Origin of the sequence: Mycobacterium celatum (assembly GCF_002101595.1) — a bacterium.
Taxonomy (GTDB): Bacteria; Actinomycetota; Actinomycetes; order Mycobacteriales; family Mycobacteriaceae; genus Mycobacterium; species Mycobacterium celatum.
Map to the genome: position 1 here is coordinate 226,611 of NZ_LQOM01000025.1, position 13,699 is coordinate 240,309.

At 67.3% G+C, this 13,699-nt stretch carries 15 protein-coding genes and 3 pseudogenes; 13 read left to right on the forward strand and 5 right to left on the reverse strand.

Annotation, left to right across the window (positions count from 1 at the left end):
• Positions 1–142 precede the first annotated feature (142 nt).
• Positions 143–634, forward strand: a complete 492-nt coding sequence (locus AWB95_RS10545; protein ID WP_062540124.1) for an MTB12 family secreted protein — start codon at positions 143–145, stop codon at positions 632–634.
• A gap of 48 nt (positions 635–682) precedes the next feature.
• The gene (locus AWB95_RS10550; protein ID WP_062540125.1) at positions 683–1,189 is read left to right on the forward strand and encodes an MTB12 family secreted protein; all 507 of its coding nucleotides are present in this window, start codon (positions 683–685) and stop codon (positions 1,187–1,189) included.
• Here the strand turns inward: AWB95_RS10550 and AWB95_RS10555 are convergent.
• The 3 genes from AWB95_RS10555 to AWB95_RS10565 all read right to left on the reverse strand — a co-directional run bounded on the left by AWB95_RS10555 (position 1,186) and on the right by AWB95_RS10565 (position 3,104).
• Positions 1,186–2,055 carry a sigma-70 family RNA polymerase sigma factor gene (locus AWB95_RS10555; RefSeq protein WP_085168203.1) on the reverse strand — a complete coding sequence of 290 codons (870 nt, stop codon included), beginning with the start codon at positions 2,053–2,055 and terminating at the stop codon, positions 1,186–1,188. The two genes, AWB95_RS10550 and AWB95_RS10555, sit on opposite strands and share 4 nt — an antisense overlap.
• Positions 2,052–2,648 carry a carboxymuconolactone decarboxylase family protein gene (locus tag AWB95_RS10560; RefSeq protein ID WP_085168169.1) on the reverse strand — a complete coding sequence of 199 codons (597 nt, stop codon included), beginning with the start codon at positions 2,646–2,648 and terminating at the stop codon, positions 2,052–2,054. Before AWB95_RS10560 ends, AWB95_RS10555 begins: the two co-directional genes overlap by 4 nt.
• A 150-nt stretch (positions 2,649–2,798) precedes the next feature.
• Positions 2,799–3,104: a type II toxin-antitoxin system VapB family antitoxin gene (locus AWB95_RS10565; protein WP_062539973.1), complete on the reverse strand. Its 306-nt coding sequence runs from the start codon at positions 3,102–3,104 to the stop codon at positions 2,799–2,801.
• Between the two features lie 126 nt (positions 3,105–3,230).
• Between AWB95_RS10565 and hrcA the strand changes: the two genes are divergently transcribed.
• The 10 genes and pseudogenes from hrcA (at position 3,231) to era (ending at position 11,465) form a co-directional block, all read left to right on the forward strand.
• A complete protein-coding gene (gene hrcA, locus AWB95_RS10570) occupies positions 3,231–4,274 on the forward strand; it encodes a heat-inducible transcriptional repressor HrcA (protein WP_062539972.1) in 1,044 nt (347 codons plus the stop codon).
• A 47-nt stretch (positions 4,275–4,321) separates the two neighbouring features.
• Positions 4,322–5,461: a molecular chaperone DnaJ gene (gene dnaJ, locus AWB95_RS10575; RefSeq protein ID WP_062539971.1), complete on the forward strand. Its 1,140-nt coding sequence runs from the start codon at positions 4,322–4,324 to the stop codon at positions 5,459–5,461.
• 6 nt (positions 5,462–5,467) lie between these two features.
• On the forward strand, positions 5,468–6,202 hold the full coding sequence (locus AWB95_RS10580) for a 16S rRNA (uracil(1498)-N(3))-methyltransferase (protein WP_062539970.1): 735 nt from the start codon (positions 5,468–5,470) through the stop codon (positions 6,200–6,202).
• A gap of 167 nt (positions 6,203–6,369) precedes the next feature.
• Positions 6,370–7,074, forward strand: a pseudogene (locus tag AWB95_RS23710) (PhoH family protein); the annotation flags it as partial.
• Positions 7,075–7,335: 261 nt separating this feature from the next.
• Positions 7,336–7,713, forward strand: a pseudogene (locus tag AWB95_RS23715) (LAGLIDADG family homing endonuclease); the annotation flags it as partial.
• A gap of 279 nt (positions 7,714–7,992) precedes the next feature.
• Positions 7,993–8,343: pseudogene (locus AWB95_RS23720) on the forward strand (PhoH family protein); the annotation flags it as partial.
• A gap of 7 nt (positions 8,344–8,350) precedes the next feature.
• Entirely contained in the window at positions 8,351–8,887 is a 537-nt protein-coding gene (gene ybeY, locus AWB95_RS10590) for an rRNA maturation RNase YbeY (protein WP_062539974.1), read from the forward strand.
• Positions 8,884–10,182, forward strand: coding sequence for a hemolysin family protein (locus tag AWB95_RS10595; protein WP_062539968.1), 1,299 nt, complete (start codon positions 8,884–8,886; stop codon positions 10,180–10,182). The genes ybeY and AWB95_RS10595 overlap by 4 nt, the downstream gene beginning before the upstream one ends.
• Before the next feature lie 49 nt (positions 10,183–10,231).
• Complete coding sequence (locus AWB95_RS10600; protein ID WP_238600885.1) at positions 10,232–10,495, forward strand: cytidine deaminase; 264 nt, start codon at positions 10,232–10,234, stop codon at positions 10,493–10,495.
• 73 nt (positions 10,496–10,568) lie between these two features.
• On the forward strand, positions 10,569–11,465 hold the full coding sequence (gene era / locus AWB95_RS10605; protein WP_062541492.1) for a GTPase Era: 897 nt from the start codon (positions 10,569–10,571) through the stop codon (positions 11,463–11,465).
• Positions 11,466–11,469: 4 nt separating this feature from the next.
• Here the strand turns inward: era and AWB95_RS10610 are convergent, their stop codons facing one another.
• Positions 11,470–11,928 (reverse strand): LGFP repeat-containing protein, encoded by a 459-nt coding sequence (locus tag AWB95_RS10610; protein WP_232315757.1) that lies wholly within the window; start codon positions 11,926–11,928, stop codon positions 11,470–11,472.
• Between the two features lie 17 nt (positions 11,929–11,945).
• Positions 11,946–12,989: an oxygenase MpaB family protein gene (locus AWB95_RS10615; protein WP_232315756.1), complete on the reverse strand. Its 1,044-nt coding sequence runs from the start codon at positions 12,987–12,989 to the stop codon at positions 11,946–11,948.
• A 63-nt stretch (positions 12,990–13,052) separates the two neighbouring features.
• On the opposite strand from AWB95_RS10615, the gene AWB95_RS10620 reads away from it, so the two are divergent.
• On the forward strand, positions 13,053–13,697 hold the full coding sequence (locus AWB95_RS10620) for a TetR/AcrR family transcriptional regulator (protein ID WP_062541490.1): 645 nt from the start codon (positions 13,053–13,055) through the stop codon (positions 13,695–13,697).
• Positions 13,698–13,699: the final 2 nt, after the last annotated feature.

Consider the following 13,699-nt stretch of genomic DNA (forward strand, 5'->3'; position numbering starts at 1 on the left):
ACCTCTTTCGCTGCTCTCACGGAATTCACCGTGCCAAGCCCATGAGCGTAGGCCAGCCGCGCGCCGGTGTAACACGACGGCCGCACGAAACGACACACCAGTATCAGCGTCACCACTAACAACAGCTCCCGAAGGGACACCCATGACCGTGAAAGCCCTCGCCGCCGGTGTGGCGGCCGTCGCCGCAATCGGGGCCGCAGCCGCCAGCCTCGCGTCCAGCTACCCGACGACATCCCAAGTGCAGCCCGTCGTCTTCAGTGCGCCGCTGCCACTGGACCAGACCACAACGTTGCCGACGGCCGGGCAGCTTTCCACCGTGCTGACCAGCCTTGCCGACCCCAATGTCCCGTTCGCGAACAAGTCCGGGCTCGTGGAGGGCGGCGTCAGCCCGTCCGAGGCTGCGCTGGCCGACCACGCGCTGCAAAAGGCAGCCAAAAAGGGCCAGTTGCCGTTGTCGTTCAACATCTCGAACATCCAGGCTGCCGCTCCGGGGAGCGCCACCGCCGACGTCGCGGTCTCGGGTCCCAAGCTGGCCGCGCCTGTCACGCAGAACGTCACGTTTGTGAACCAGGGCAGCTGGATGTTGTCACGCGACTCGGCCATGACGCTCCTCCACGCGGCCTCGGGCCACTAATCTTTTGCACACCTTTTGCACACCGACCTCTGAATCGAAGGGACCTCCATGACAGTCAAAGCTCTCGCCACCGGTGTGGCAGCCGTCGCCGCGCTGGGTGCCGCAGCAGCCGGATTCACCCCTGCTAGCCCAGCAGCCCAGGTGCAGCCCGTGGTCTTCAGCGTGCCGCTCGACCCGCCGCCCCCGCCGCCGGGGCAGGAGCAGCTGCCCAGCGCTGACCAGTTGGCAAACCTGTGCAACCAAGTCACAGATCCTGGCGTGAGGTACACCGACAAGAACAATTTCGTCCAAGGCGGCATCCCTCAGAATGAGGGCATGGTGGCCGACCACGACCTGCGAAAGGCCTACCGGAACGGGAACTTCCCCGAACAGTTCAACGTGACGAACATCGCGCCGGCCGGGCCGAACGCTGCCACCGCCGACGTGGCCATCTCGGGTCCGAAGTTCGCCGGACCGGTCACCAAGCAACTCGCGTTCGTCAACGAAAACGGCAACTGGATCATGCAGCATGACGCCGCGATCGCACTGATCCAGGCGGCCACGGCCACTAATTAGCCGGCCAGCGCGCTCAGGTCGATCCGTGCGATGCGCGCGGGGTCGGCCAGCACGTCGATCGCGGCGATACATTCGCCGTGCACCACGAAGCCCATGATCGCGGCGGGGTGACCGTCGACGAAGATCACCGCGCCGGCGGCGCCGTTGACGGTGGCGGCGCGCGCTTCGCGCTCTGGGGCGGCGTACGTGCGTGCCAGGCCGGCCACTGCCGACGCGCCGCGCACCCAGCGGGTTTGGTCGGGCCCGAAGTCGCCGCGCAGCACCACGTCCGGGTCCAGCACCGCGACCAGGCGGTCGAGATCACCGGCGCGCCCCGCCGCGAAAAAGGCGTCGACGACGGCGTGTTGCGCGCTCAGGTCGGCGTCCGGGTCCGGCGCCGCATCGTGGATGCGCCGCCGTGCCCGGCTGGCGAGTTTGCGAGCCGCCTCCGGCGACCGGTCCACGATCGCTGCGATCTGGTCGAACGGCACCGCGAAGACGTCGTGCAGCACGAACGCCAGCCGCTCAGCCGGCGGCAAAGTGTCCAGCACAACGAACAAGGCCAGCCCCACCGCGTCGGCCAGCAGCGCCTGGTGTTCGGGATCGAATTCGCCGACGGCGTCGACAACCGGATCCGGAACATGGGCGACGAGTTCCTCGGCGCGACGGGCGCGCCGGCTGCGCAGCGTGTTCAGGCAGATCCGCGCCACCACGGTGGTCAGCCACGCGTCCAGGTTCTCGATGTCGTCGTCCCGGTCCCGGCTCAGCCGCAGCCACGCCTCCTGCACAGTGTCCTCGGCGTCGTCGACCGAACCCAGCATGCGGTAGGCCAGCGCACCCAGCTGCGGACGAGCCGCCTCGAAACGCGCCGCCAGCGAGGTCGTCACCGGCCAGCCGCGTCCGGCAGCGCACACACTCTGCCCTCGGAAAAGCCGGACGACCCGATCCCGAGGGCCAGGTTGAAGCGGGCCCGAAAGTTCCCCAAGTTGATGACGTGGGTGAGGCCGACGAGTTGCGGAGTGTCGAAGTGCCTGCGCAACGCGTCGAAAAGCTCGTCGGTCACCTCGACAGGCGTGCGGCTCATCGCGGTGGCGTAGTCCAGGATCAACTTCTCGACGTCGGAGAAGCACGAGGCCCTCTTGTAGTCGGACAGTGCGAGCAATTCCTCGTCGGTGATGCCCCACTCGCGCGCGATCTGCGAACCCAAGTCGATGCAGTACTCACAGCGCACCGTGGTCGCCGCCTTGAGCTCGGCGAGTGCGCGGTGGCGGGCACTGAGCATGTCCAATTTCGACTCCGCCAATTCCAGTCGGCCGATTGCGTTGAGCAGCTTGGGGATGTGCGCGTACATCCGTAGCGGTTCGAGCATCGTCGCGGTTTGCAGGCCGGTCATCTGCGCCAAGCGGCGCTTGGTGAAGTAGAAAGCGATCCGGGCGCCCAGCCCCGCATCGCGGTCGGAGACTCCGGTAAGTCGTGCCATGGTGGTCCTCCTAGAGCAAGTGGTCTCACCTAGCTCGACACCCGACGCCGCCGAAACGTGACGCTGGTCCTGCGGCGGCCCGTCCGCCCCGGCCGGGCGGGCGGGGGTGCCCCCAGCGCCCGGCTTCGCCGCGCTTGCGATCGCCGCCGCCTACGCTGGCGCCCCATCCATGTCCAGCAGCCGCGCATGCAGCACCGTGCGGTTCCGCAGCGCCGCGCGCACCGCCCTGTGCAGCCCGTCCTCGAGGTAGACGATGCCCCGCCACTTCACTGCGTGCGGGAACAGATCGCCGTAGAAGGTGGAGTCCTCGGAGAGCAGCCGGTCCAGGGCGAGCACGGTGGTGGTGGTGACCAACTCGTCCAGTCGGATCTGGCGCGGCGGTATCTGCGACCACTCCCGATATGACAGGCCGTGGTCGGGGTACGGCTTGCCGTCCCGCACTCCTTTGAAGATCATTCGCCGACCGTCTGGAGTGTCCGGTCCGACGTGAACATGGTTGATAAGGCTAGCCCGTGATTCCGGTGACCGTAACCCGCTGTTGATCACCGTAAAATGGACGCGGTCTAAGGAGGTGGACTCGGAATGGGAAGTGCCGACGAGCGTCGCTTCGAAGTGCTGCGCGCCATCGTTGCCGACTTCGTCGCCACCAAGGAACCCATCGGCTCGAAGTCATTGGTGGAGCGCCACAACCTCGGAGTCTCGTCCGCCACTGTGCGCAACGACATGGCGGTCCTGGAGGCCGAGGGCTACATCGCGCAGCCGCACACCAGCTCCGGACGGGTGCCCACCGAGAAGGGCTACCGCGAATTCGTCGACCGGTTGCACGACGTCAAACCGCTGTCATCGGCCGAGCGGCGCGCCATCCAGAAATTCCTCGAGTCCGGCGTCGACCTCGACGACGTGCTGCGTCGTGCCGTGCGGCTGCTGGCCCAGCTGACCCGCCAGGTGGCCATCGTGCAGTACCCGACGCTGTCGACGTCGACCGTGCGGCACCTGGAAGTGATCGCGCTGACACCCGCGCGGCTGCTGATGGTGGTCATCACCGACACCGGCCGGGTCGACCAGCGCGTCGTCGAACTCGGCGACGTCATCGACGACCATCAGCTCTCCCAGCTGCGGGAAATGCTCGGCCAGGCGCTGGAGGGCAAGAAGCTTTCGGCGGCGTCGGCCGCGGTCGCCGAGCTGGCCGGACACCTCAACGGGCACGGCGGTCAAACCAACAGCCTGTCGGACGCGGTCGGCCGCTCGGCGACGGTGTTGTTGGAGTCGCTGGTCGAGCACACCGAGGAACGGCTGCTGCTGGGCGGAACGGCCAACCTGACCCGCAACACCGCCGACTTCGGCGGTTCGCTGCGGTCGATTCTGGAAGCCCTCGAGGAGCAGGTCGTGGTGTTGCGGTTGCTGGCCGCGCAGCAGGAAGCCGGCAAAGTCACGGTACGCATCGGCCACGAGACTGAAGCCGAGCAGATCTCGGGCGCAGCGGTGGTGTCCACGGCCTACGGAACCTCTGACACCGTCTACGGCGGAATGGGTGTACTGGGACCCACCCGGATGGACTATCCGGGAACTATCGCTAGTGTCGCTGCGGTTGCTATGTACATCGGCGAAGTGCTGGGTGCTCGATGACTGCGCACTCGCACCAAGGTTTGTTGACGGCCTAAGAAAGGTCAGGCGTGGCACGCGATTACTACGGCCTGCTCGGCGTCAGCCCGAACGCCAGCGATACGGAGATCAAGCGCGCCTATCGCAAGTTGGCGCGCGAGTTGCACCCCGACATCAACCCCGACGAGGAAGCCCAGGCGAAATTCAAGGAGATCAGCGTCGCCTACGAGGTGCTGTCCGACCCTGAGAAACGGCGCATTGTCGACATGGGCGGCGACCCGCTGGAAAACGCGGCGACCGCCAACGGCTTCCCCGGCTTCGGCGGGCTGGGCGACGTGTTCGAGGCGTTCTTCGGTGGCGGCTCCTCCTCCCGCGGCCCTATCGGCCGGGTCCGGCCCGGGTCGGATTCGCTGCTGCGGATGCGGCTGGACCTCACCGAGTGCGCCACCGGGGTCACCAAGCAGGTCACCGTCGACACCGCGGTGCTCTGCGACCGCTGCCAGGGCCGGGGCACCAACGGCAATTCCGGCCCGGTGCGGTGCGACACCTGCGGCGGCCACGGCGAAGTGCAAACGGTGCAGCGCTCGCTGCTGGGGCAGGTGATGACCTCGCGGCCGTGTCCGACCTGCCGCGGTGTCGGTGAAGTCATCCTCGACCCGTGCAACCAATGCGGCGGCGACGGCCGGGTGCGGGCCCGCCGCGAGATCAGCGTCAAGATTCCCGCCGGTGTCGGCGACGGCATGCGAGTGCGGCTGGCGGCCCAGGGCGAGGTCGGGCCCGGTGGCGGACCGGCCGGCGACCTGTATGTCGAGGTGCACGAGCAGCCGCACGACATCTTCATGCGCGACGGCGACGACCTGCACTGCACGGTATCGGTGCCGATGGTCGACGCCGCGCTGGGCACCACGGTGACTCTCGACGCGATTCTCGACGGGCTCACCGAGGTCACCGTCCCGCCGGGCACCCAGCCCGGCTCGGTGCTCACCCTGCGCGGCCACGGGATGCCGCACCTGCGCTCCGGGGTGCGCGGTGATCTGCACGTGCATGTCGAAGTGGTGGTGCCAGAGAGGCTCGACCACCGCGACGCGGAACTGTTGCGCGAGTTCAAGAGCCGCCGCACCCGCGACGTTGCCGAAGTCCGCTCGACGCACGCCGGCGCCACGGCCAGCGGATTGTTCAGCCGGCTGCGGGAAACCTTCACCGGCCGCTGACGTCTTGTGCCGGGCCTGTTTTACGTCGACGCGCTGCCCGAAACCGGTGGACTGGCCGTCGTCGGCGGCGACGAGGGCTTCCACGCCGCAACCGTGCGGCGAATCCGTCCCGGTGAGCAGCTGACGCTCGGTGACGGCGCCGGCGGCCTGGCCAGCTGCGTCGTCGAACAGGCCGGGCGCGACGGCCTTACCGCCCGGGTGCTCGACCGTTGGAGCGTCGCACCTGCCCAGCCGTTGGTGACGGTGGTGCAAGCGTTGCCGAAGGCTGACCGCTCCGAGTTGGCGATCGAGCTGGCCACCGAGGCGGGCGCCGATGCGTTTGTGGCGTGGCAGGCCGCGCGTTGCGTCGCCCGCTGGGAGGGGACACGCGTCGACAGGGGGCTGCACCGCTGGCGCGCGGTGGTCCGGTCGGCGGCCCGGCAATCCCGTCGGGCGCACATCCCGCCGGTCGACGGCGTGTTGTCGACCGCGGAGCTGGTCGAGCGTGTGCGCGAGGAGGGGGCTGTGGTGTTGGCGCTGCACGAGTCGGCGACCGATCGGCTGGCGGACATCGATGTGGCGCAAGCGAATTCGCTGACCCTTCTGGTCGGCCCCGAAGGCGGCATTGCGCCCGACGAGATCGATGCGCTCACCGATGCGGGTGCGGTCGCGGTCCGGCTCGGTCCCACCGTGTTGCGGACATCGACGGCGGCCGCGGTGGCACTGGGGGCGCTCGGGGTGCTGACGCGGCGGTGGGGCTAGCGCAATGCCTCATCGCCGAGCCTGTAACTACGGTGGTCCCCACTCGCACTTCTGCACGCCCATTACAGGCTCGATGCATTGACCAGCTCCGGCTGCCGGTCCTCAGCGGTAAACTGAGCTACCGAGCGTCGTCACCGACAACCCAGAAAGCAGGCATTAGAAACCACGTGACGCCCCGCGAGACCAACGCCGCTGACTCCTCCTCGTCCCAGGTTCGCAGCAGCATCGATGTTCCGCCCGACCTCGTCGTGGGCCTGCTCGGTTCAGCCGACGAAAATTTGCGTGCACTCGAACGGATCCTGGCCGCCGATCTGCATGTGCGCGGCAACGCCGTCACCCTGGCCGGTGAGCCGGCCGACGTCGCGCTGGGCGAGCGGGTGATCTCGGAACTGGTCACGATCGTCGCCACGGGCCACGCCCTGACACCGGAGGCGGTGCGCCACAGCGTCGCCATGTTGGTCGGCACCGGTAACGAGTCGCCGGCCGAGGTGCTGACTCTCGACATCCTTTCGCGTCGCGGCAAGACGATTCGGCCCAAGACGCTCAACCAGAAGCGCTATGTCGACGCGATCGACGCCAACACCATTGTCTTCGGAATCGGACCGGCAGGCACCGGTAAGACGTATCTGGCAATGGCCAAGGCCGTCAACGCGTTACAGACCAAACAGGTGACCCGGATCATCCTGACCCGGCCGGCGGTAGAAGCCGGTGAGCGCCTCGGCTTTCTGCCGGGCACGCTGAGCGAAAAGATCGACCCGTATCTACGCCCTCTGTATGACGCGCTCTACGACATGATGGATCCCGAGCTGATCCCAAAGTTGATGAACGCCGGGGTAATTGAGGTCGCGCCACTGGCCTACATGCGTGGGCGGGCGCAGCCTGTATCGGCCAAAGTGTTGAGCCCCACTGGTTTCCGGCCGATCGGAGACTTGCAGGTCGGGGATTTCGTGATCGGCTCGGACGGCCGGCCCACCGAAGTCCTCGGCGTTTATCCGCAAGGTTTCAAGGAGATCTACCGGGTCTACGCGCAGGACGGGGCGTCGACGCTCGCATCGGGTGACCACCTCTGGTCGGTCTACACGCGCGCAGATCGCCGCCGCGGAAAGCCGCCACGTGTGCTGCAGACCAAGGAGATGATCGGCAATCTCCGCGCCGCGCACTACCACCGCTACGAGCTGCCACTGCTGAGCGCACCGGTGAATTTCGCCGTACGGCCGGTGCCGCTCGATCCGTATGCGCTCGGCCTGCTGCTTGGCGATGGCTGCTTTTCCTGCCGAGCCACACCGACTTTCGCGACGACCGACCTGGAGTCAAGCACGAAGTTCATTCCCGAGGAATACCTGTTCAATTCGCCCGATGTGCGACTGGCGGTTCTGCAGGGGCTCCTAGACTCCGACGGCGGCCCGGTCACTCAGCAGGGGCGGACGTGCCGCATTCAGTTCACGACGGTCTCGGACCGGCTGCGCGACGACGTGGTGTTTCTGGTCCAGTCGCTCGGCGGTGTGGTCTACCAGCGCACCAGGCTCGCCGACGGGCGCAAGCCCGGACTGGCGCGGGGCCGCGACGTACATCATCGGTCCGACGCACACATCCTTGACATCCGATTGCCTGCAGGGGTCGTCCCGTTCCGGCTGGCCCGCAAGGCCGCGAAGTACGACCCGACCGGCGGCGGCCGGCCGATGCGTTTCGTCGACCGCATCGAGCCGGCAGGTACCGAGGAGGCGGTGTGCATCCGGGTCGCGGCCGCCGACTCGCTCTACGTCACCGAAGATTTCCTGCTTACCCACAACACCCTCAACGATGCCTTCATCATTCTTGACGAGGCGCAGAACACCACCGCCGAACAGATGAAGATGTTCCTCACCCGCCTGGGCTTCGGCTCCAAAGTCGTTGTCACCGGCGACGTTACGCAGATCGACCTTCCCGGCGGCGCACGCTCCGGACTGCGCGTCGCGGCCGATATCCTCGAGGGCATCGACGACATCCACCTCGCAGAGCTGACCAGCACCGACGTGGTGCGGCATCGTCTGGTCTCCGAAATCGTGGACGCCTACGCCAAATACGAAGAGCCCGGCCTGACGATGAACCGGGCCGCGCGGCGCACCGCTAATGCCCGTGGGGCCACCCGCCACCGCCGGTGAGAGCGCCATGAGCATCGAAGTATCCAACGAATCGGGTGTTGACGTCTCCGAGACCGAACTGATCAGCGTCGCGCGGTTCGTCCTGGCCAAGATGGACGTCAACCCGGCCGCAGAGCTGTCGATGATGCTGCTGGACACCGCGGCGATGGCCGATCTGCACATGCGCTGGATGGACCTGCCCGGTCCGACGGACGTGATGAGCTTCCCGATGGACGAGCTCGAGCCGGGCGGCCGGCCCGATGCGCCCGAGCCGGGACCGGCCATGCTGGGCGACATCGTGCTGTGCCCGGAATTCGCCGCCGAACAGGCCGCTGCGGCAGGGCATTCACTGGGCCACGAGCTGGCGCTGCTGACCATCCACGGCGTGCTGCACCTGCTGGGCTACGACCACGGCGAGCCGGACGAGGAAAAGGAGATGTTCGCCCTGCAACAACGGCTGCTCGAGGAGTGGGTCGCCGATCAGGTCGAGGCCTACCACCTAGATCGCCAGAGCGAGAAAGATCGCCGGTTGCTCGACAAGTCAAGGTATTTCGACGAGCCGTGAACGTATTTGCGCCGCTGCTCGGCGCGATCGCGCTGATAGGCCTGGGCGGGCTGTTTGCGGCAATCGACGCCGCCATCAGCACGGTGTCGCTGGCCCGGGTCCAAGAGCTGGTGCGCGACGAACGGCCCGGCGCGGTTCGGCTGGCCAGGCTCATGTCGGATCGGCCGCGCTACATCAACCTGGTGGTGCTGCTTCGAATAACCTGTGAGATCACGGCCACTGTGTTGTTGGTGGTATTCCTCCGCGCAAGCCTCAACTTGGAGTGGGGCCGCATCGCCGCCGCGGCGATCATGGTGGTGACCAGCTTCGTCGTCGTCGGCGTCGGACCGCGCACCCTGGGCCGCCAGAACGCGTACTCCATCGCATTGGCGGCGGCCTTTCCGTTGCAGGCGATTTCGTGGTTGTTGATGCCGATCAGCCGGCTGCTGGTGGTCCTCGGTAATGCGTTGACCCCGGGTCGTGGGTTTCGCAATGGGCCGTTCGCGTCCGAGATCGAGCTGCGCGAGGTTGTCGACCTGGCCCAGCAGCGCGGCGTGGTTGCCGCCGACGAACGCCGAATGATCCAGTCGGTCTTCGAACTCGGCGACACCCCGGCTCGCGAGGTCATGGTGCCGCGCACCGAGATGATCTGGATCGAAAGCGACAAATCAGCTGGCCAGGCGACTTCGCTGGCGGTGCGCAGCGGCCATTCCCGCATCCCGGTGATCGGCGAGAACGTCGACGACATCGTCGGCGTGGTGTACCTCAAAGACCTTGTCCAGCAGACGTATTACTCCACCAACGGCGGGCGGGACACCACGGTGGCGCAGGTCATGCGTCCGGCGGTGTTCGTGCCGGACTCCAAACCGCTCGACGCGCTGCTGCGCGAAATGCAGCGCGACCGCAACCACATGGCGTTGTTGGTCGACGAGTACGGGGCGATCGCCGGACTGGTGACCATCGAGGACGTGCTGGAGGAGATCGTCGGCGAAATCGCGGACGAGTATGACCAGGCCGAAACTGCGCCGATAGAAGACTTGGGCGACAACCGGTTTCGGGTATCGGCACGGCTACCGATCGAAGACGTCGGCGAGCTGTACGGCGTGGAATTCGACAACGACCTCGACGTCGACACGGTCGGCGGCCTGTTGGCACTGGAGCTGGGCCGGGTCCCGCTACCCGGCGCCGAAGTGGTATCACATGGGTTGCGGCTGCGCGCGGAAGGCGGCCCCGACCATCGGGGCCGAGTCCGGGTCGGCACGGTCTTGCTGAGCCGCATCGACTCCGACGGACAGGAGGCCAACGGTGACGGCTGAGCCGCTCGGCGCCGACGACGCGAAACTGGTGGTGCTGGCCCGATCGGCGATGGCACGCGCCGAGGCAGGCAGCGGCGCGGCGGTGCGTGACGTCGACGGCCGCACCTATGCCGGTGCGCCGGTGAACCTTTCGGCGCTGCAACTGACCGCGCTGCAGACGGCGGTGGCCGCGGCCGTGTCCAGCGGCGCCGCGGGTCTGGAGGCCGCCGTGCTGGTGGCCGGGTCGGCGGACGACGCCGGCATCGCGGCCGTCCGGGAGCTCACCCCGACGGCGGCGATCATCGTCACCGACCGCGACGGCAACCCGTCATGACGCCGAGAGTGTACTCACGGCGGATATCAGCGCGGAAGATCGCCCTGATTACACGTTCGGCGAGCTGGTGGCCATGAGCGAATTCCACTCCGGCTTCGTCTGTTTCGTCGGCCGTCCGAACACCGGCAAGTCGACGCTGACCAACGCACTGGTCGGTTCCAAGGTCGCGATCACGTCGAACCGGCCGCAGACCACCCGGCACACCATTCGCGGCATCGTGCATCGGGAGAACTTCCAGATCATCCTGGTCGACACACCAGGGCTGCACCGACCGCGCACACTGCTGGGCAAGCGGCTCAACGACCTGGTTCGCGACACCTACTCCCAGGTCGACGCCATCGGGTTGTGCATTCCCGCCGACGAGGCGATCGGCCCGGGGGACCGGTGGATCGTCGAGCAGATCCGCACCATCGCGCCCAACACAAAGCTGATTGTCGTCGTCACCAAGATCGACAAGGTCCCCAAGGACAAGCTGCTGGTACAACTACAGGCCGTCAGCGAACTCGCCGACCAAGCCGAGATCGTCCCGGTGTCCGCGGTCACCGGCGAGCAGATCGACGTGCTGATCGACGTGCTGGCCGCCGCATTGCCACCCGGACCGGCCTTCTACCCCGACGGCGAGCTGACCGACGAGCCCGAAGAGGTTCTGATGGCCGAGTTCATCCGCGAGGCGGCCCTGGAAGGCGTGCGCGACGAGTTGCCGCATTCGCTCGCGGTGGTGATCGACGAGGTCGAACCGCGGGAAGGCCGCGACGACCTGATCGATGTGCACGCGGTGCTCTATGTCGAACGCGACAGCCAGAAGGGCATCGTGATCGGCAAGGGCGGCGAGAGGCTGCGTCACGTCGGCACCGCCGCTCGCAGCCAGATCGAGAAGTTGCTGGGCACCAAGGTCTATCTCGACCTGCGTGTCAAGGTCGCCAAGAACTGGCAGCGTGACCCCAAACAGCTTGGCCGACTAGGGTTTTGAGGCCCTAACGGGTCACGATCTGGGGCTGGCCCCCGGTGTCGGTGATGGTGCCGTGCTCGAAATCCACCACCGACCCGCCGGGGATGGGCCGTTGATCGCTCACCGGGTAGCCCAGCGGCCCGTCGGGGCCGCCGCTGCTTTCCCACGCCGCGCGAATGGCGCCCGACAGGATATGGGCGCCGGTACGCGGCGACCAGTAGATCACCCCGGTCTGAAACTTGCTGTAGTGACCGCCGTTTGGCGCGGGCAGCTCGTTGGAGATCGGCGTGCCCAGTGGTCCGCTCGGCCCATCGGCGTCGGCGTACTTGCGCAAAATTTCGCCCTGCACAACGTATTGCCCACTGGGAGTGGGGATCCGGCTGGTCGACACGGGTGTGCCGGACTCGGCCAGGCTGGAGGGGTCGACGCTGTTGCAGCCGGCTGCCACTGTTGCGGCCACCGAAACCGCGATGCAGGCCAGCACTTTTCGACAATGAACCATCAACTGATCGACCCCAGAATGGCCTGTGACTCGAGCAGACCGTCGTCGCTCGGCGCACCGCCTTCCGCGAACACCCGCCGGTACTGTTTGGCGCGCCACTCCCGATGTGCCTCGGCGGGCTTGTCGTAGCCGTAGCGAGCGCGCGCTTCGGCGGGGGAGACCACGACCGGGTTACGCGGCGGCACGCCGAGCAGCACCGGAGCGACCACCGGCACGGTCGCCGGTGACAACAGCCGCAGCACCTGCAGCCGAACCGTGGGCGGGCTGGCGTTGAGTGCCGCGAAGGCGATGCGCAGCATCGGGACGACGGCAACGTCGGCGAGTCGCGGCTGTCTCAGGCCGCTCATCGCGCGCATCCAGTGGGGCATCGTGGCCATCACGCCGGCTTGCAGAGTGCGGTTGATGACCCAGGTGAGCGGCGCAAGATAGCGGGGCAGCGGCGAGATCAGTGCGGCGCCGTTGATCAGGTGCTCCATCGCCTGGCGGGCGATCGGCGAACCGGACAGTTGCGGACGCATCCGCTCGAAGTAGTCGCGGATCCCCTCGCGGCTGCGCGGTACGTCGGCCGGATCGCAGGTCTGCAGCTCCGCGGCAACCGCACATTCCTCCCAGTACCGGGCTTCCTCTTCGGCGGAGAGCTTGCCGGGCCCGTACTTCTCGTAGGCGTAGAGGATCGAGTGCCACGCGGTCAGGTGGATCCACAGCTGGGACTGCGGATCGTTCGCGTCGTAGCGCTGCCCGCTGTACGGCTCGGTGCCGATCGCTTTGGAGTGGACCTTCACCAGCACGTCGGCGGCCTGCGAGGTGGAGCGGGAATCGCTGAACGCGACCATCGCGAAGTAGCGCAGCGTGCGGTCGTAGCGGGTACGCGGCCGGTTGTAGATGTCGTGGGTGTGGTCGACGGAAGCGACCAGCGCCGGGTCGAGTTCCTCGATCACCACAGCCCGGATGAACCCGACGGTCAGTGACGTCGGATAGCTCCACACTTTCCAGGTGACCGAGTCGGGACCGAAGAAGCCGTAGTCTTCGGCGGGCTGAGGCATGAGTGTCGTCCTTCCCCTGGCCAAGTTAACGGCCATTCCTACAGCACTGTAGCATTGGCGGTTATGGGTGACGCAACCGTTTCGCGGCCGGCACTTCACCGGCCCCGCGCCGCGCACCTGGGCCCGCAACGGCGGCGCCCACAAGTCCTGGACGCCGCCAAAGAGATTGCGCTGCAAGGCGGGTTTCCGGCGGTGACCATCGGCGCGGTCGCGGAGCGTCTCGGCGTGACCCGTCCGGTCGTCTATGCCTGCTTCCCGGATCGGATCGAACTGATCAAGGCGCTGCTGGCGCGCGAGGAACAGAAGCTGCTGACCGGCATGCTGGCCGCCTATCCCACGCCGGGCGGCTATGCCAGCACACAGGACGCGTACATCGGGGGCATGCGGGCGTGGCTGCGCACGGTCGCCGACCAGCCCGACACCTGGCGCACGCTGTTCTGCTGCAACCCCGGGCCCGACGTCGCGGAGTTGTTCGCGCGCGGACGCCGCAGGGCGGCCGAGCAATTCGCCGAGTTGGTCAAGCCCGACCTGCAGCGCTGGGGGACCGAGGACATCGAGCGTAAGCTGCCCGTCGTCGTCGAGTTGTTCGTCTCGATGGGCGAAGCCGGCGTGCGCAGCCTGCTCGCCCCCGACAACAGCTACACCCCCGACGAACTCGGCGAGCTGGTCGGACGCGCCGCCTATCGGGCGGTCCGCGAACTGGCCTAAGA